Origin of the sequence: Ochrobactrum sp. 19YEA23 (assembly GCF_029909865.1) — a bacterium.
GTDB classification, from domain to species: domain Bacteria; phylum Pseudomonadota; class Alphaproteobacteria; order Rhizobiales; family Rhizobiaceae; genus Brucella; species Brucella gambitense.
Window position 1 is genome coordinate 53,488 of sequence record NZ_JASAMQ010000004.1, and the last position, 14,902, is coordinate 68,389.

The window sequence follows — 14,902 nt, forward strand, 5'->3', positions numbered from 1 at the left end:
CACGGTGGTGAGCCGTGCGGTGTTTGAATTAGTTGTCGAAAAAGAATGTGGCGCGGACATTTTCGAAACCGCCCGCATCGTTGGCCAACTTCAACAAGCGCGGGATCGTCTTGCTGAAAAATTCGCCATTGATCGCTTCGAAATATGGCTCCGTCCATGTAACAAGTGTGTATGGAGAGCCGCCCAGAATCTCTTTCATTCGTTCGAGATGATCGTCCTCGTGCCGATTCAGATGGGCAGATGCATACCGTGTCTCAGGATATCTCTTTTCTTGACGGATCTTCTGCCAAGCCGCTTCAAACTCCTCATTGCTGAGGTGTCTTACAGAACCCCCGCTCACATCCCCGCACCAACTATTCGGCTTTCCATAATCACGCCAGCGCGCCCAATCGACAGGATCAACCCACCCTTGCTGCTTGGTTGTCTGTGTCCAGTCGAAGGACAGTATTTCGGCCAAGGTGAAATAGGAATGCGAATGTCCGTCGCCCATCCACCTCTCAGCGATTGCACGATATTCGCCACAGCAATCAACCGGGACACCGCGAGGCTCGTCGATTGGATTGAAGCCATCGCCAGTTTTCACTCCGGCAAAGCCACGCCCGTTGCGAACATCTGCCAGAATTGCGAAAAGATTATAGGAACGCCCATTATAGAATTCGTCCTTACAATCGACGTGCAACGCGCCATCGTCGTCGTACTTGTCCGCAGTCCATTTATCAGCTGTCAGCCACTCATCGCCGACTTTGGTCTCGACGTAAAAATGTATGTCGCATCCCATGCGCTAGTCTCCTCGTGTTCGGTGGTAGAAGGCGCGGTTGGTAGCCGCGCCTGTTGGTTAGCTTAACCCCAGGGGCGCTTCTTGCCTGCCGCGGCAGCCGCTGGTGCTGGCTTATTGCTGTTTGCCGCAGCCGGTCGGTTGTCATTGGCAGGGCGGGCCTGCGCTACAGGCTGGTTGGCGTCGATTGAAGGCTGGGGAACGTTGCCTTCATCGGGATAAAAGAGTTTCCGGATACGGTTGCTGGCATTGTATGCTTTGCCCGTCTTCTTGCTGACGCCAGCGGGATTTTGGACAATCTGCGCAGTGAAAGTGATGAACTGGATCTGCTCGGTATCTTCCAGAGGCCCGTCATGACCAACCGCCCGGCAGAGCTTGGCGAGGTCTTTTTGACCACGTTCCTGTCTTTGAGCGTCCCGGTTCTGAACGTCGACCCAGTGCCAAATGCGGCGGCCCTTGTATTCCTCCGGCTCGACCACATCGATTGTGAAATTCACCGCTATGTCCGTTCCGTCGACTTTTACATCGCCGGCGGAGATTTCGAGCTTTGCAATCATGTTGGGCAGCAACTCGAAATCAGACTGTTCGGTGCTGTGATCCTGCGGGTTAAATTGAACGCCTAGTTGCGCCATTTGTCATTTCCTCGTGCTTGTAGTGGTTGGTTATCGTTAACAGCCAGCGCTAACGATGGCTGGAAAGGCTTGGTAAGTTTCGCGCCTTTCGATAGGTTGTCCTGCCACCAGAGAGGTTGCAGATTTTCCAGCGCCCAGCAGCGCTTGAAATCTATGTCTTCCGGCTTTTCGTAATTGAACGCCGAACGGGGGATAATATGATCAATATGCCAGCCATATTGCCCATGTTTTTCCCATGTCATCCCGGGTTGGAATTGGCGTTCTAGATGCGCCATAAGGTCATCGACGCTATACCCCACGAGATCGGACCAACTGCGCCCTGCCTTACGTTTAAGAACCGCCTGGTAAATGGCCGACGACATAAGATCGTCCAGTTTACCTCTAGGCGTGGATCGCTTTTCGGCGTCACGGAATTTACCGTTCTCTGCGTACCAGTCCGCCCAAGATTTCTTCACTTTGTCGGGGTTTTCCGAACGCCATTTTGCAGTTGCCGCCCTCACTTTTGCTGAATTTGCGGTTCGATATTCACGCGCGTATTCCAACGCCGCTCCTCTGTTGTCCGCGTACCTCATGCGCTTCTTTTCTAGTTCACGCTCGTGGTTTTCAGCATACCATTCAGACCAATTCGATAGGATTTCATCCCTGTTTTCTGCATATGCCTTCTTACGATATGCCTTCAGGTGATCTTCATTTTCGGCGGCCCATTCCCTATTTCGATCCGCAGTGCATGTGACGCATGCTCGGTTGCTAGTGAACCTAGGGGCGACATGTCCATTCTTGCACGGCTCCCCGGTAAAGTAGCGCTTGGAGCCATTTTCTTTCGCCTCCGCGCGGGTGCGCGGAAGCTTATCTTCATCATTCACCGGCTTACGCCTTCGCCCGATGGATAGCCGGGCGGAAGAACCCGCCGATGAAACCAAGCGAAGCGCCGATTTGCCACATCGCAAGGCCTGCCGCGTTGATGCCAACGGCGGCAAGGAAGGCGTGGATTGTTTCTGCGAAGAACAGACCAACGACCCAGCCGACAAACGCGCCACCGAGAACGCCGATGAGCGGTGCGAAGAAGAGGATGGCCGCGATGGCTACAAGGCCAGCTAGAGCTTTTTCCATCAGGCGGCGTCCTTGTTTACGGATAGTGCCTTCGCCTTTGCTGCGGCTTCGCCCTTTGTTGGGAACAACAATGGGCTGCCCCCCTCAACCACATGCGCCCATTTTCCGTATTCAACGTTCACTTGAATGCCAAACAATGGCTCGAGCGTTGTGGTATCCACCCACTGGTGCACTCGGTGCTTGCGGCCTTGCATTGCCTTACAGAACTGCACCGCCATCAAGCCGCCTCCCTCTGTCCATTGTCGTTGCCAGCCGGCCAGAACTTGGCAATGTCGGTAAAGCCCTGCCCTTTGCGGTAGACGACGCTGTCGGGCATCGAATAGCGATTCTTGGCATTGAATCCTGCCGCCTCGTTGAAGTGCACCTGGCGCTCTTTGCCGCCTTCGGCGTGGCTAACCTTCGTCTGGCGTGCCACTTCTTTTTCCTTGATAGAGATGCGGTAGTTCATGAACGCGACGATGTCGGACTTCTCGCGAACCAGTGCATTCGATCGTTTATGCAGCTTAGGCTGGTATCGGCTATATGGATCCGTAGTCGGGCTGTCGAAGCGCACGATTTCAGGATGGGCCAGCATGACCACATACATTCCTGCGCGGGACAGCGCCGACACCGCCGCCATGAGCTCGTTCCATTCGGTATCGGCTTCCACGTATCCTTTACCGAACCCGGCCTCCTCGATGCTGTTGATACCAAGCCGGTTAGACGTCGCACGCCAGACAAGCGGTTCCAGCCCGTCGAGGCTGTCGATAATCACAGTGCGCCGGTCGTGTTCTTCGGTCAGCAATTCGCCGATGACGTTCAGCAGATCGTCGAAGGATTCAATCGTGCCTGGCGTGGCCATTTCAATGTCATAGGGCGGGCGCTCACCTTCGGTTGCCAGATAGATCGGGTTTGGGAATTCCGCCGCGAGCGACGTCTTGCCGATGCCATCGACACCGTAGAGAAGTATCACAGGCGGATCGTTTCTCTTGGTCGACTTGAGGCTTGAAAGAGATAGAGCCATAGGTCTCCTCGTGTTTAGTAGGTGTGGTGGGTAACGGCGATTGCGGCGATGACGGCCGCAAGTATGAGCCAGCCGACAAGCCATGCAGGCGGGCTTGTTAGGGCGGCGGCGCAGTTGTCGCGTGGTGGTCTGAGGGGCATCAGTGCGCACCCCACAGATACAGCAGCCCATAGAACGGCAGCAGCAGGTTCCAGAATAGGAACGCTGCGATTGTCGTGGCAATTGCCAGCGCGAACGCTGCAAGCGCCAAGGACTGCCCTACGCGTCCGACACCGGGCTTACGCCCGGGATCAATGTGCGGCATGTCAGCCGTAGCTTTTGTGGCGACGTTCATGCCAGCACCCATGCGTAGAAGCCGACCGTCAAGGCGAGCACGGCGACTACTGCCAAGCCCCATACAAAGCGGTCACCAGGGCCGGGCGTGGTTTCCGGCTCATAGAACGTGTCGCCGTCCGCGTAGTCTTTGGGCGCATAGTTGCGCGTGTGGCTGTACGTGGTGGAGGTCATGCTGCCCTCCGCGAAGACTGCTCGTCGTGTTCCGCCCAATGTTCAATAGCCCGCTTGGTTGCGGCCAAGCCAAGGCCGGTGATGCGCCGCAGCTCTTTGATTGCCGCAACTTTCTGCCCGTTGGCCGCTAGGTTCTGCCATTCATGTTCATAAAGAGGGATCGGTTCGCTCACGGTTTTGGACAGCGCGAATACGCCGAATTGCTGTCCTTTGTGACGGTTTGCAAGACGTTTTGCTTCCTTGATCGCCGCATACTCGGATGCATGAACGCGCGGCAGCTCTGAAGGCTTCGGCTGCCCTTTTTCGATTAGAGCGACGATGGCGGGTTTAGTCGCAGGCCGGTTGTCATTGCTGGCTGGCTCGTCGACCCATTCGGAGATGAGGTCGTGTTCCCGATCCCTGTAGAGCGAGAAGTTGCCGCCCTCGTACCAATCACATTGGTCGGTCGCGATAATACGTTTGCTGGCCACCCATCCAAACGCCTGCCTCCGCATCGGCCCAACCTTCCGTCCATCGCGGGTGCGGTAGAACTTGCCGGTTTCGATGGTGAGGGCGGGCTTGCCGGTTGCGTCAGCAACGGGCACGTGTTCCACGGTGAATTCGCTCACGCGGCGATAACGTTTGTCGCCAACATTGTCTGTGAAGACGACAATCGTCTCACCGTCTTGTTCATCAATCTCTTGGACGTAAAAAGTATTACCGGCCCTGTAGTCATTGTGGGAATCATCCAATTTGGCCGTAATTCTATCGCCAACCTTCACTGTTTGCTTGTCAGCCATCACGCTACTCCCCTCGTCTTGGTGTTTTTCGTAAGCTTCTCTTTTTTGGTGAAATCGACCGGGATGACGTTGTCTTCTTCAGGCTTGTCAGCCTCGACGACGCCGTCGTCCTCTTCAAAATCTGGCTCGACTTCGAAGCGCGAGACCTCAAGCTGCACAAGGCCCGTGCCGGGAATCATGAAACGCACAGTCAGCCAGCGGTAATTGTCGCGCTCCTCGACAATGATGCCCTTCCACTTCCAAAGCCGGTGGACGACGATTTCGCCGGGTAAGTCCCAGCATTCACCGCATTCGCAGGTCATGCGGCACCTCTTTTTGGTGCGCGGTGGTAAGTGACCGGCGCGCTGGAAACGTAACGCCCGTCAACGAGACGTGCTTCCTGTCGTGCCACGTATTTCTGCGCAGCCGTCCGGTAAGGCTTGCGGTTTGTCATGTCCCGCTCGCCCGTTCGTGTGTATTTCGTTTTCAAGGTATGGCCTCCTCGTCGGGAGGTTAGTCGTCGGCCCCGTCTCTCTGCGGTCGGCCTGCCTTTCAGCAATTGTGCTGCCTCGTAAGGCTAGTGGACTGTGCCCGTAAACGGCCCGTCTAAAATGGTGATCCGGGGGAGTGAGACAAAAATGTCCATGCATCCTCCCGAATAACCGCCGTTATATGTTGAGCGGCGCACAACGGTGCTTGCGGTGGGTTTTGGCGCCGGTAGTGTGGGCGATCTTTCCGAAAGCAGCGACCAAGCGTGTCCTCTGGTAATGCCCATCAGTTCCGCGATCTTGCCAAATGAAGCGCCTTGTTTACGGTGCGCGGCGGCAGTTGCCTGCAGTTCGTGTCTTGATGAATGCTGCATGTCTCCTCGTGTCGGTTGGTGATGGTTGACAAGCGCCGCATCTATCGGCATCTGTCTCGTCGGCCGGGGTGGTACCTGGCAAGGAAACCCCGGCGTAGAAGTGGCTTCGGCCCTCCTCGTGTTAACCGGGATGTACGGGAGCGGCGGGGTAACGGGTGGTGCCGACCCACAACGCCGCTCTTTTTAGATTTCGGCGTTGGAACCAAATTCGCCGCCAAGTAGTTTTCTTCTTGATAAACAAGGAGATCACTATGCTTACAGCCGGTGTGATGTGGCTTTTTGGCGTTCCGCTCGTCGTCGTAATTCTTGTCTACTTCTTATTCCTCAGAAGGCGTTAACGCCTTCGTCTGGGAACGCCGAAAGCGCCAGCCGCGTTTCAGCGGCCAGCGTCCCTGATAATTTCTATGGCGGCACGTCAACGAGAGCCGGTTCGCTTCTGTCGGCAACTTTCGTCATTCGCTCTCTCCTCTATTTCGATTGCGCCTGAGCGCGGCTTCTATCTGTTGAGTGCCGATATCCTTGGGAGGATGTTTTCTAGCATCATGAGGTAGGCCCTCCTTCGAGCTGTCCGGCGTCTTCTGCGTCGGTTGATGAGAAAGGTTATATACGCGATTCGTATTTTCGTCAATCACTACAATACGTTTTTCGTATTTTTCGTTATAAAAACAAAAAAGGGCCGCTATAGCGACCCCTTACTACTATCCGATTAGCGTATTAAAGTTGGCGCCAGAATTCCCGCGAAATGCGTATCACCAGCTTGCGAGCCCAAACAATCCGAACGTCCTCTATGTCGGGAGCATTCGTACTAGATAGCGTGAATAACCCAGGCTCGGATCCGCGGCGGATCGTTTTGATTAGCATCCTGTCGTCCTCAAGACGAACCATGCAAGTCTGGCCAAGCGCATCGTCTGCAGTCAACTCCTTACCCGAATAGGCAACTAGGTCGCCATCTTCGAATATCGGATACATGCTGTCGCCACGCACGATAGCACCGACTGTCCCCTGCGGCAGCGCCGCCGCTACAGAAACCTCATAAAGCGGATCGCCATCATCGCTTGGATATACAGCCGCACCTGCCCCAACATAGCCAAGCACTGGAATCACAGACTTGCGATCCGGCAAAGGCAACCCGCTCAATCGGCTCATGACGACCATTTCATGAGCTTTAAGCTGACGCTTGCCTTTGAGTATTTCGCTAATAGTAGGCTGACGACCGAGACCGAGCTCTTTCGCTACTTGCTCCTGGGTGAGCCCGCTGGCCTCTAAGGCCTCCGCAAACCACTTGATTACTTCGCTATCCATAAATGCGTTATCGCATAATCGTATATTTATGTCATATACGCTTTTCGTATTTCTAGCTTGACCCATCAATACGTTTATCGTATATACCTCCTCATGAGCAGCACGAAGACAGCCTCACCAGCTTGATCTGCTGACCACCGACCAAAACACGAGGAGAAACCCATATGTTAGCAACAGCACCGAGAAGAAGAAGCTCAAAGCCTCGCCTGAATGAAATCATCGGCGGCGGGTTCTTTGTATTCCGCCGCGGCAAGAAGACTGGCCGCGTTGGTGTCTATACCACCATGCCATACGAACACGGCTCGTTTGAGCAGGCCTTGGCCGAGGCGACGCGTCTCGCTGCCCTGTGCCCCGGCGAGACCTTCGAAGTTTTCCAGACCAGCGGCGCAGTGGCTTGCTGTGCACCAGTTGAGCTGGCGGAGGCTGCGTAAGATGGAGCGCGACCCCTATGAGGAACTGGGCACAGTCCATTTCCGACGCACCGAACTGGCAATCATAGAGGCCCTGTCCGACGCCTACCCTCGCCGTATGCACATGCGTGATCTTGTCGATAACGTTTATGCATTTGATCCAAATGGCGGCCCAGAAAACGCGGTCGGTGTCATCAGAACAACTATGGTTGGCCTGCGCAAGATGCTGCCATCCCACGGATGGACAATTCCAAAACAAAGCTGCGGACGCGGAAATCAGGGCTTTTACTACCTTGAGCCGGTCGCGAACGATAACGTGCCAGCGGCGGAACGGGCGGCAAAAGACCGGAGGGCAGCAGCATGAACCGCGCGCTTTTGGAACTGCTTGCCGATGACGAGTTCGAAACGGAAACCGACGCACCGAGGGCCGGTAATGTAGAGCCTATGCGCCGTCCTGATTATCGCGCCAAGAAGCACGCCCGGCCTCAGCCGTGGATAAGGTATGCAGCCAGAGAAGCTGTGGAGCTGGCTGTCGTGCTGGGGTTCGTTGTAGCCGTGTGCGGCGTTGGGTTGGGGTTATCCGCATGAGGCGCGAAAGATAGCGACGGGGCGCTTAAGCCCCCGAACCTCCCAGAATGACTGCCCTTGCGCACCTGGCGCCACGGCTTTTTGCACCCACCAACCACGAGGAGAATGACATGCACAGACATGTATCGACGACGTATACTGTTGTGGCGCCCACCCTGACCGCAGCTGAATTTCAGCAACAAGGCACGACCGCCGCGCAGGTCCTGTCGATTTCAAAGGCCGTGCGCGCTCTTGGCTACCACACAGAAGCCGAGACGCTACGCGACACCGCTTTCGAACTAGCGCGCATTACCGGCGCTCGGTTCCGCTATGGCGCTCCGCGCCAGCGTCGCAGCCCGGCTAACGACAATCGCCGTCGGCCACATATGTAGTAAGAGCTCGAAACACCTAAGCTGCGATATCGCTATCAAGGCTCATCAAGTATTCGACGAGCTCTTCCGCGTCTCTCTTCCGGAGAGAACAGCACATTTGGCCATTAAGCGAGACAGGTTGGTTCGTGACCGTTTCTTGTACTGACCAGAGACCATCTGGCTGTTGAGAAATGTAATAAAAATGACTTGTCATAGCCAGCCCTCGCCACAGTGCATTCGACATCTTATCTCTCCCGCTATTCAATTATTAGGACAAATACCCCATCAACCAGAGCACCAGAATTACAGGGAGGGGTAATCCAATGAGCCAAAGCAATCCGCCCTTCAGCATGTGCAAAAATCTCCATCATTTCATTCCGCGCACTAACGCCGGAGGACGTTCGATGGTTCCGCTAAAGATCATGAATTGAGAAGATTTAATCAGCCAGTTTGTAGGAGCAGCTATGACCCTCCTCGACCGCCTCTCCAAGCTAGACGCGCCTGACAGGGAAGTGGATGCGGAGATTGCGTTGCAAAACGGTTGGCATTTATTCCCCGGTGACCGTTGGATCGGGCCAGAAGGGAAGATCGTCGTGCCTGAATACACGCGGTCTATAGACGCCGCTATCGCGCTGGCTGAGAGGGTGTTGCCGGGCAAGGGTGTTGATCTTTTATGGGAAGCCATCAGCGAACTAGGCAAGAAATATTACTGGCATATTTGCCTTAAAAAGCCGGAACAGGTGAAAGAGCTACCAATCCAAGTCTGCATCGCCCTCTTGCGCGCAAAGGAGGCCAGCAAGCTATGAAACTTTCACTGACAAATGAGAACAAGCTTATCGACATTCCTGAGCTTCTTAGCTTCGACATTGGTGATGAAGTCATCAGCGATGCGACGGAGGACTTTGACCGCTTTGAAGGCGTGATTATCGGGATCGAATTGAGACGGGTTTACGGATCAAATCGCCTTGAGCCGTGCATCACCCTTCTGCACGACGGTTATATCACCGACGAATTCAAGCCGAGAGATTTGCGTAAGAAAGAGGCCAACCATGCCGAGTAAGGAACACATCGAGAAGGTGGCGCATGGCGACCGAACAAAGGCAGAAGCGCTACGTATCGCATACGACCGCCTGAACAAGTTGGGCTGGAGGTATTCCTTCGCTGACGTAGGGGCGTCCGCGAATGAAATACTCTCCTCCCTCAAATCCTCCGCACTTGGGGAGCAGAGCGAATGAAGCTGACGACCTCACAATTCTCGATGCAATGTGCATTCATTGCCAAGAACGCAGCCGCATGGGCTGGCGATGCTCTGACGCTGCCTGAGCGATTGAACGAAGAAGCAGACGTTGCTGCTGTTGCCCGTTTCACCGATGAAATGCGCGAACGGCTTGACCGGCTGGATAAATGGGCCGGTCGCCAAGCCCTGAAAGGCGGGACCGAATGAAGCTGACCGCGACACGCCGCCGACCATCGGGCTTCAGAGATCCAGAATACTATTCTGAAGAGGCTGAAATTGTCGACTTCGTATTTGGTCAACACCGCGATGCGAGAGGATATGACCGAACAGGTGAAACGGTACTGGCGGTATTCGTTAATTCCTACGGCGAACTATCCTACGCACCGGCTGATCAATTCACTATCACCGAAGCAGGCCGCGCCGCACTGCGCGAAAGGGAGTGAGGATGAATAAATCAAAAAACGAGGGAATCGACATGCACCACGAAAACGACAACGAAGCAGATCTGCTAATGGGCGTCGAACCAATCGCAAAGTATCTCGGCGTCACCAGGCGCCAAGCTTATCGGCTGGTCTACGATAAAATTATGCCTAGCTTCAAACTTGGCGGCACAGTCGCTGCTCGCAGGTCCAGTCTTAAAAAATGGATGGAAGGCTTGGAGGCAGAGCACGCAGCGTAAACCGTGTGCCATGTGTCAAATCATGTGCCGTCGATTCCCCGCGCAATCCTGAAATTGCCTGATTTTCTTGGAAATTCCTGAACATCTACGGCACATGGTCAATCAAGCCGCATCAGTAATAAGCATCTGATATTGTTGTAGGTTTTTGGTGAGCGCGCAGGGATTCGAACCCTGGACCTACTGATTAAAAGTCAGTTGCTCTACCGGCTGAGCTACGCGCTCCCTGAGGAACAAATCGTCCCTGGAAGTGCGGCGGAACATAAGGGCGAGTTTTCGAATGGTCAACACCATAAAATCACGTTTCTCCAACATAAATTCAAAAAAACATGTCAACTGGAGCTAATCCAGCACCAGACAGAAATGAGACCGGCCTTAATCAGCGCAAGCTGATGGTTTTTAGCCCCTTTTTGCAAATGAAAAGCCGCCCCGAGAGGCGGCTTTCTGTTCATTCAGGCCGAATCTATCAACGATAAGGCGAATAGCACTGCTGGCGCGGACCGTTATAGGGCTGGAACGTGTTGTCCGAGCTGCGATAGGAGCGATAACGGTCGTAGCACCACTGAATATGCGAGCCGCTGTTATAAACCGGCGCACGGTAGACCGGCGGAGGCGGTGGTGGTGGAGCGGCAATGGCACCGCCGATGATCGCGCCTGCACCGAAGGCTGCCAGCGGATACCACCAGCCGTCGCTGTGGCGGCGATAGCCGTGGCGATAGCCGTGATAGCCGCGATGGCCGTTCCAATAGCCCGGACCCGGGCGATAACCGCCGCCGTGCCAGCCTGGACGCGGCCCCGGACGGTGGCCGTTCCAATGTCCGCCGCGGCCTCTCCAGTGGTCGCGAACCTGCTGGATGTTCTCGTTGGCGGCAGCCGGTGCCGAAGGCATGAGCGGTGCAGCCAATGCGGGGGCGATGGCGCCGATCAGAAAGGTCGCGCCAATCGTTCCGGCCAGCAAAGCCTTGCCAGACCAAAAACTTGTGAAGTTGCTCTTCATTATGCTTCTCCTTTTCAGGTGCATGCATCATGAAGTCTCCCACATGAATGCACCCTGAATATGGTTCTCAGCAGTGGTGGATTTCAAGCCTTGCAAGAATATAATAATATATTTCAGTAAGTTACGATGAAATATGGAACCGAGAATCCAGCTAATTTCATGCGCAAAAACAATGGAGGCGCGGCTTCACTGGCATTTATGCGTCAGAATCGCACCAACAGTTGCCGAAATAGCCACGGATTCCAAAATTCGCACAGCGACCACATAAAGCATTGAGTTCCGCTCGACACGCCTTATAGAGCCTGGGGAAAGCTGCTGAATCTTGCTCCCAATTTCTAACGGTCGCCGACTGGTCATCGATGGTTGCTGGCACACGCAGCTTATTGCGGGATTTTGGATATGGGTGGTGCGGCCTTGTTGAATGATACAACGCGGTGGGGTTCTCAAACGGGCCTTGGTGCGACGGAAGAAGAATGGGTGGAGCTGGTTTCCAACCTTTCTGAGGACCAGTCCCGGCTTTTGTCGGCGTTGGTTGAAGAGCACAAGCAGAGCTTCGTGGAAATTTTCTACGAGCGCCTGATGCAAAACCGTGAAGCCGCAGCCTTTCTGTCCCAGACCATCGTTCATGATCGCCTGCAACATTCGCTCAGCGACTGGCTTGTGCATCTTTTGGTGAGCCGCCCTACCGATGTGGCCGCTTTCGTGCAGGAACAACGCAAGATCGGCGAGGTTCATGCCCGCATTCAGGTGCCGATTCACATCGTCATGCAAGGCGCACGGCTTCTGAAAAATGAAATCATCCGTCAGTTGAAAAACAGTGCTCTGGAGCGCGATGCGCTGGCGCTGTTGATTGTGCATGTCAGCAATGCGGTCGATATCGCCATTGAGATCATGAGCCAGTCCTTCGTCAAGGATGCGCGCAAGAGCGCCCAGACAGACGAAGCCTATCGCGCCTTCACGCTGAGCCACGACATTCCGCTTGAGCGGGAATCGCAGCGCGCTGCCCTGATGGAGTGGAGCCAGTCCCTGCTGTTCAACCTTTATGGCAACAGCGACAGCCCCCTGCTCTCGCTTGGCAGCTCGGATTTCGGCCTCTGGCTCCAGCACAAGGCTGACATGCTGTTTTCCGGCTCGACGACGCTTGAGCGCCTGCGCCAGACCGTCAATCTCATCGATTATGAGTTGCTGCCCGCTCTGAACTCAGCCCGTAAAAGCGACCCCGCCGGGCTTGCGGCTATCATGGCCGATTTTCAGACCCGAATCGGCGAAGCAAAGTTTCTGCTGGCGGAACTGTTTCAGGCCGCCGCAACCATGGAAACTGGCCGCGATCCACTGACCCGCGCCCTGAACCGCCGCTTCCTACCGCCCATTTTGACACGCGAAATCCGCATGGCTTCGCAGAAGGGCCTCGATCTCAGCATTTTGATGGTTGATATCGACCATTTCAAACGCATCAACGACACGCATGGGCATGGCGGCGGTGACGCCATATTGCAGCAGGTCGCGGAAACTATACTGGCGCATTGCCGCCCGGGCGACTTCGTCTTCCGCTACGGTGGTGAAGAGTTTCTGGTCGCGCTTGTCGAAACCGATGAACACCGGTCCTATGGGATCGGTGAAGAGCTGCGCGAGCTGGTGCAGCAACAGAAGTTCAACCTGACCAATGGTGCAGTGGATATGGTGACGCTTTCCATTGGCATCGCCACCTTCAACGGTCATCCCGACTATACGCATCTGGTTGATGCAGCCGATCAGGCGCTTTATCGGGCCAAGCAGGCGGGCCGCAACCGGTGCGAGACGGAAGTGCCGCTCGCGGTTCAGTGATGAGCAGAGGCATTTTGACATCTGGAAACGGGCGCTGAAAACCGCCATATGCTGCCATCATGACCAACACTGCTCCACTCATGGATAGTTCTTCCAAGCCGCAACGCGACACGCTCAATGTGCAGTTTCTGCCTGTGGACGCTGCTGCGCCGCCGGTCGAATGGCTGGTGGCGGATGGACTTACCGATTACGAAGACGCCCTCGCCTTCATGGAAGCGCGGGTGCAGGCCATACGTGAGGGTACGGCGAATGAACTCGTCTGGCTGGTGGAGCACCCTCCCCTTTACACGGCTGGCACGAGTGCGCGGGCGGAAGATCTGCTGACGCCCGACAGCCTGCCTGTGTTCAACACAGGGCGTGGCGGCGAGTACACCTATCACGGTCCCGGCCAGCGTGTGGCCTATGTGATGCTGGATCTGAAGCGCCGGCGCGAAGATGTGCGCGCTTTCGTGGCGGCATTGGAACAATGGATCATTGAAAGCCTCGCCGAATTCAACGTGAAGGGCGAGCGTCGCGAAGATCGCGTCGGCGTCTGGGTCACGCGCCCTGAAAAGCCGCGCCTTGCTAATGGCGACATGTGTGAGGACAAGATTGCCGCCATCGGCATTCGCCTGCGTCGCTGGGTCAGCTTTCACGGCATAGCCATCAATGTGGAGCCTGATCTCGGCCATTACGGCGGCATTGTGCCTTGCGGTATTTCCGAGCACGGCGTCACCAGCCTTGTCGATCTCGGCTTGCCGGTGACCCTGGGCGACATGGACGTGGCGCTTGGCAAGGCGTTCGAAAATGTATTCGGGCCGCGCGCGATAAAGTAGGCGTCAGGCTTCGACCTTCAGTTTGCGCTCGCGCATGAAGACATAGAAGCCTGAGCCGATTATGATCGCGATGCCGAACCATTTGGACGGCGTCGGAAAATCACCAAAGACGATCAGACCGACCAGAACCGCATTCACAATTTCAAGATATTGAAACGGAGCCAGCATCGAGGCTGGCGCCAGCTTGAAAGCGTGCACGACCATCAGGTGGCTGACCGTGCCGATCGTACCCAGAAGCAACAATAGCAGCCACGGTTGGATGCCATGCGGCAAGCCGAAGCTCAGATCTGCGAACCCCATGGACGGGCCAATGAGCATCGCAAAGCCAGCAAACATCCATCCGCCGATACCGGCATATAACTGCATAACGAGCGGGCTTTCCTTCGCGCCGAGTTTGCGGTTCAGGATCAGGTAGATCGCAAATGTCACTGCCGTCGCCAGCGGCAGTAGCGAGACTGCACCGAAAATCTCGAAGCTTGGCTGAATGACGATCATCGTTCCAATGAGGCCGATGCCAACCGCGCTGAAGCGCCGCCAGCCGACTTTCTCCTTGAGAAAGATCGCCGAAAGAAGCGTGAGAATAAGCGGCTCGGCGAAGAATACGGCCATGGCGTCGGCCAGCGGCATATATTTGACTGCTGTGAAGAAGCACAGGCCACCGAAGCCCATGAGGAAGCCGCGAATGAGATTTCCAGCGAGGTGCTGCGTGCGAAGTGCTGCCACCCCACCACCCGCTGCAAGCAGAATGAGCAACATCAGCAGGCTTTGTACGAAAAAGCGCATGAAGGTAACAGTTGCCGGAGGCATGTTGTCCATCATGGCCAGCCATTTGCCGATGGCGTCCATCAGCGGCAGCAGTAGGACCGAAAGGACCATGATGGCCATGCCTTTTACATGCGCTTCCACGCCGCCTGCCGCACTGCCCTGCATTTCCCCACTCACTCATTCACTATGGATGCTTGGTATCCGCTCTATGCGAATGACCAATGCGTTTCCACCTTATTTATCGAATGAGCGGTCGCTTATTTGACTTTAGCTTCGTTTCTAGTGCAAACC

26 protein-coding genes and 1 tRNA gene are annotated in these 14,902 nt (G+C 55.4%); 11 read left to right on the top strand and 16 right to left on the bottom strand.

The genetic code is table 11. The features are described 5' to 3' along the window. Positions 1-28 precede the first annotated feature (28 nt). From QBD01_RS11705 to QBD01_RS11765, 13 genes are all read right to left on the bottom strand, one after another. A complete protein-coding gene (locus QBD01_RS11705) occupies positions 29-778 on the bottom strand; it encodes a hypothetical protein (protein ID WP_280992950.1) in 750 nt (249 codons plus the stop codon). A 62-nt stretch (positions 779-840) separates the two neighbouring features. Then, positions 841-1,407 carry a DUF669 domain-containing protein gene (locus tag QBD01_RS11710; RefSeq protein WP_280992951.1) on the bottom strand — a complete coding sequence of 189 codons (567 nt, stop codon included), beginning with the start codon at positions 1,405-1,407 and terminating at the stop codon, positions 841-843. After that, positions 1,395-2,270: a hypothetical protein gene (locus tag QBD01_RS11715; RefSeq protein ID WP_280992952.1), complete on the bottom strand. Its 876-nt coding sequence runs from the start codon at positions 2,268-2,270 to the stop codon at positions 1,395-1,397. Before QBD01_RS11715 ends, QBD01_RS11710 begins: the two co-directional genes overlap by 13 nt. Positions 2,271-2,274: 4 nt before the next feature. Then, positions 2,275-2,517, bottom strand: a complete 243-nt coding sequence (locus tag QBD01_RS11720; protein WP_021587370.1) for a hypothetical protein — start codon at positions 2,515-2,517, stop codon at positions 2,275-2,277. Continuing rightward, on the bottom strand, positions 2,517-2,735 hold the full coding sequence (locus QBD01_RS11725) for a hypothetical protein (protein WP_280992953.1): 219 nt from the start codon (positions 2,733-2,735) through the stop codon (positions 2,517-2,519). The genes QBD01_RS11720 and QBD01_RS11725 overlap by 1 nt, the downstream gene beginning before the upstream one ends. Beyond that, positions 2,735-3,520: an ATP-binding protein gene (locus QBD01_RS11730; protein WP_280992954.1), complete on the bottom strand. Its 786-nt coding sequence runs from the start codon at positions 3,518-3,520 to the stop codon at positions 2,735-2,737. The genes QBD01_RS11725 and QBD01_RS11730 overlap by 1 nt, the downstream gene beginning before the upstream one ends. Positions 3,521-3,534: 14 nt before the next feature. Further along, positions 3,535-3,660: a hypothetical protein gene (locus QBD01_RS11735; RefSeq protein WP_273772910.1), complete on the bottom strand. Its 126-nt coding sequence runs from the start codon at positions 3,658-3,660 to the stop codon at positions 3,535-3,537. After that, entirely contained in the window at positions 3,660-3,854 is a 195-nt protein-coding gene (locus tag QBD01_RS11740; RefSeq protein WP_280992955.1) for a hypothetical protein, read from the bottom strand. The genes QBD01_RS11735 and QBD01_RS11740 overlap by 1 nt, the downstream gene beginning before the upstream one ends. Next, entirely contained in the window at positions 3,851-4,027 is a 177-nt protein-coding gene (locus tag QBD01_RS11745; protein WP_280992956.1) for a hypothetical protein, read from the bottom strand. The genes QBD01_RS11740 and QBD01_RS11745 overlap by 4 nt, the downstream gene beginning before the upstream one ends. Then, positions 4,024-4,806, bottom strand: a complete 783-nt coding sequence (locus QBD01_RS11750) for a hypothetical protein (protein ID WP_280992957.1) — start codon at positions 4,804-4,806, stop codon at positions 4,024-4,026. The genes QBD01_RS11745 and QBD01_RS11750 overlap by 4 nt, the downstream gene beginning before the upstream one ends. Next, positions 4,806-5,108 (bottom strand): hypothetical protein, encoded by a 303-nt coding sequence (locus tag QBD01_RS11755; RefSeq protein WP_280992958.1) that lies wholly within the window; start codon positions 5,106-5,108, stop codon positions 4,806-4,808. Before QBD01_RS11755 ends, QBD01_RS11750 begins: the two co-directional genes overlap by 1 nt. Further along, complete coding sequence (locus QBD01_RS11760) at positions 5,105-5,275, bottom strand: hypothetical protein (protein WP_280992959.1); 171 nt, start codon at positions 5,273-5,275, stop codon at positions 5,105-5,107. The genes QBD01_RS11755 and QBD01_RS11760 overlap by 4 nt, the downstream gene beginning before the upstream one ends. A 1,086-nt stretch (positions 5,276-6,361) precedes the next feature. Next, a complete protein-coding gene (locus tag QBD01_RS11765) occupies positions 6,362-6,949 on the bottom strand; it encodes a S24 family peptidase (RefSeq protein WP_280992960.1) in 588 nt (195 codons plus the stop codon). A 164-nt stretch (positions 6,950-7,113) separates the two neighbouring features. On the opposite strand from QBD01_RS11765, the gene QBD01_RS11770 reads away from it, so the two are divergent. The 9 genes from QBD01_RS11770 (at position 7,114) to QBD01_RS11810 (ending at position 10,213) form a co-directional block, all read left to right on the top strand. After that, positions 7,114-7,380 (top strand): hypothetical protein, encoded by a 267-nt coding sequence (locus tag QBD01_RS11770; protein WP_280992961.1) that lies wholly within the window; start codon positions 7,114-7,116, stop codon positions 7,378-7,380. A 1-nt stretch (position 7,381) separates the two neighbouring features. Then, positions 7,382-7,723: a hypothetical protein gene (locus QBD01_RS11775; RefSeq protein WP_280992962.1), complete on the top strand. Its 342-nt coding sequence runs from the start codon at positions 7,382-7,384 to the stop codon at positions 7,721-7,723. Then, positions 7,720-7,947, top strand: a complete 228-nt coding sequence (locus QBD01_RS11780; RefSeq protein ID WP_280992963.1) for a hypothetical protein — start codon at positions 7,720-7,722, stop codon at positions 7,945-7,947. The genes QBD01_RS11775 and QBD01_RS11780 overlap by 4 nt, the downstream gene beginning before the upstream one ends. A gap of 110 nt (positions 7,948-8,057) precedes the next feature. Beyond that, entirely contained in the window at positions 8,058-8,318 is a 261-nt protein-coding gene (locus QBD01_RS11785) for a hypothetical protein (RefSeq protein ID WP_280992964.1), read from the top strand. 443 nt (positions 8,319-8,761) lie between these two features. Next, on the top strand, positions 8,762-9,103 hold the full coding sequence (locus QBD01_RS11790) for a hypothetical protein (protein ID WP_280992965.1): 342 nt from the start codon (positions 8,762-8,764) through the stop codon (positions 9,101-9,103). Continuing rightward, positions 9,100-9,357, top strand: a complete 258-nt coding sequence (locus QBD01_RS11795) for a hypothetical protein (protein ID WP_280992966.1) — start codon at positions 9,100-9,102, stop codon at positions 9,355-9,357. The genes QBD01_RS11790 and QBD01_RS11795 overlap by 4 nt, the downstream gene beginning before the upstream one ends. A gap of 171 nt (positions 9,358-9,528) precedes the next feature. Further along, entirely contained in the window at positions 9,529-9,741 is a 213-nt protein-coding gene (locus QBD01_RS11800) for a hypothetical protein (protein ID WP_280992967.1), read from the top strand. Next, the gene (locus QBD01_RS11805) at positions 9,738-9,977 is read left to right on the top strand and encodes a hypothetical protein (RefSeq protein ID WP_280992968.1); all 240 of its coding nucleotides are present in this window, start codon (positions 9,738-9,740) and stop codon (positions 9,975-9,977) included. Before QBD01_RS11800 ends, QBD01_RS11805 begins: the two co-directional genes overlap by 4 nt. Before the next feature lie 2 nt (positions 9,978-9,979). Continuing rightward, entirely contained in the window at positions 9,980-10,213 is a 234-nt protein-coding gene (locus tag QBD01_RS11810; protein WP_280992969.1) for a helix-turn-helix domain-containing protein, read from the top strand. Between the two features lie 146 nt (positions 10,214-10,359). On the opposite strand, the gene QBD01_RS11815 is transcribed toward QBD01_RS11810, so the two are convergent. Together QBD01_RS11815 and QBD01_RS11820 are read right to left on the bottom strand one after the other, a co-directional pair. Beyond that, a tRNA-Lys gene (locus QBD01_RS11815) sits at positions 10,360-10,435 on the bottom strand. Between the two features lie 241 nt (positions 10,436-10,676). Beyond that, positions 10,677-11,207, bottom strand: coding sequence for a BA14K family protein (locus tag QBD01_RS11820; RefSeq protein WP_280992970.1), 531 nt, complete (start codon positions 11,205-11,207; stop codon positions 10,677-10,679). Between the two features lie 399 nt (positions 11,208-11,606). Here QBD01_RS11820 and QBD01_RS11825 point away from each other — a divergent pair, with 399 nt between their 5' ends. Next, positions 11,607-13,031 carry a GGDEF domain-containing protein gene (locus QBD01_RS11825; protein ID WP_280992971.1) on the top strand — a complete coding sequence of 475 codons (1,425 nt, stop codon included), beginning with the start codon at positions 11,607-11,609 and terminating at the stop codon, positions 13,029-13,031. An 80-nt stretch (positions 13,032-13,111) separates the two neighbouring features. After that, complete coding sequence (gene lipB / locus QBD01_RS11830; RefSeq protein ID WP_392391403.1) at positions 13,112-13,846, top strand: lipoyl(octanoyl) transferase LipB; 735 nt, start codon at positions 13,112-13,114, stop codon at positions 13,844-13,846. A gap of 3 nt (positions 13,847-13,849) precedes the next feature. On the opposite strand, the gene QBD01_RS11835 is transcribed toward lipB, so the two are convergent. Continuing rightward, complete coding sequence (locus QBD01_RS11835; RefSeq protein WP_280992973.1) at positions 13,850-14,776, bottom strand: DMT family transporter; 927 nt, start codon at positions 14,774-14,776, stop codon at positions 13,850-13,852. Positions 14,777-14,902 lie beyond the last annotated feature (126 nt).

Coding starts and splice junctions, on each gene's coding strand:
- QBD01_RS11705 (WP_280992950.1), bottom strand. CDS start 778: ATGGGATGCGACATACATTTTTACGTCGAGACCAAAGTCGGCGATGAG.
- QBD01_RS11710 (WP_280992951.1), bottom strand. CDS start 1,407: ATGGCGCAACTAGGCGTTCAATTTAACCCGCAGGATCACAGCACCGAA.
- QBD01_RS11720 (WP_021587370.1), bottom strand. CDS start 2,517: ATGGAAAAAGCTCTAGCTGGCCTTGTAGCCATCGCGGCCATCCTCTTC.
- QBD01_RS11725 (WP_280992953.1), bottom strand. CDS start 2,735: ATGGCGGTGCAGTTCTGTAAGGCAATGCAAGGCCGCAAGCACCGAGTG.
- QBD01_RS11730 (WP_280992954.1), bottom strand. CDS start 3,520: ATGGCTCTATCTCTTTCAAGCCTCAAGTCGACCAAGAGAAACGATCCG.
- QBD01_RS11735 (WP_273772910.1), bottom strand. CDS start 3,660: ATGCCCCTCAGACCACCACGCGACAACTGCGCCGCCGCCCTAACAAGC.
- QBD01_RS11740 (WP_280992955.1), bottom strand. CDS start 3,854: ATGAACGTCGCCACAAAAGCTACGGCTGACATGCCGCACATTGATCCC.
- QBD01_RS11745 (WP_280992956.1), bottom strand. CDS start 4,027: ATGACCTCCACCACGTACAGCCACACGCGCAACTATGCGCCCAAAGAC.
- QBD01_RS11750 (WP_280992957.1), bottom strand. CDS start 4,806: ATGGCTGACAAGCAAACAGTGAAGGTTGGCGATAGAATTACGGCCAAA.
- QBD01_RS11755 (WP_280992958.1), bottom strand. CDS start 5,108: ATGACCTGCGAATGCGGTGAATGCTGGGACTTACCCGGCGAAATCGTC.
- QBD01_RS11765 (WP_280992960.1), bottom strand. CDS start 6,949: ATGGATAGCGAAGTAATCAAGTGGTTTGCGGAGGCCTTAGAGGCCAGC.
- QBD01_RS11770 (WP_280992961.1), top strand. CDS start 7,114: ATGTTAGCAACAGCACCGAGAAGAAGAAGCTCAAAGCCTCGCCTGAAT.
- QBD01_RS11775 (WP_280992962.1), top strand. CDS start 7,382: ATGGAGCGCGACCCCTATGAGGAACTGGGCACAGTCCATTTCCGACGC.
- QBD01_RS11780 (WP_280992963.1), top strand. CDS start 7,720: ATGAACCGCGCGCTTTTGGAACTGCTTGCCGATGACGAGTTCGAAACG.
- QBD01_RS11785 (WP_280992964.1), top strand. CDS start 8,058: ATGCACAGACATGTATCGACGACGTATACTGTTGTGGCGCCCACCCTG.
- QBD01_RS11790 (WP_280992965.1), top strand. CDS start 8,762: ATGACCCTCCTCGACCGCCTCTCCAAGCTAGACGCGCCTGACAGGGAA.
- QBD01_RS11795 (WP_280992966.1), top strand. CDS start 9,100: ATGAAACTTTCACTGACAAATGAGAACAAGCTTATCGACATTCCTGAG.
- QBD01_RS11800 (WP_280992967.1), top strand. CDS start 9,529: ATGAAGCTGACGACCTCACAATTCTCGATGCAATGTGCATTCATTGCC.
- QBD01_RS11805 (WP_280992968.1), top strand. CDS start 9,738: ATGAAGCTGACCGCGACACGCCGCCGACCATCGGGCTTCAGAGATCCA.
- QBD01_RS11810 (WP_280992969.1), top strand. CDS start 9,980: ATGAATAAATCAAAAAACGAGGGAATCGACATGCACCACGAAAACGAC.
- QBD01_RS11820 (WP_280992970.1), bottom strand. CDS start 11,207: ATGAAGAGCAACTTCACAAGTTTTTGGTCTGGCAAGGCTTTGCTGGCC.
- QBD01_RS11825 (WP_280992971.1), top strand. CDS start 11,607: ATGGGTGGTGCGGCCTTGTTGAATGATACAACGCGGTGGGGTTCTCAA.
- lipB (WP_392391403.1), top strand. CDS start 13,112: ATGGATAGTTCTTCCAAGCCGCAACGCGACACGCTCAATGTGCAGTTT.
- QBD01_RS11835 (WP_280992973.1), bottom strand. CDS start 14,776: ATGCAGGGCAGTGCGGCAGGCGGCGTGGAAGCGCATGTAAAAGGCATG.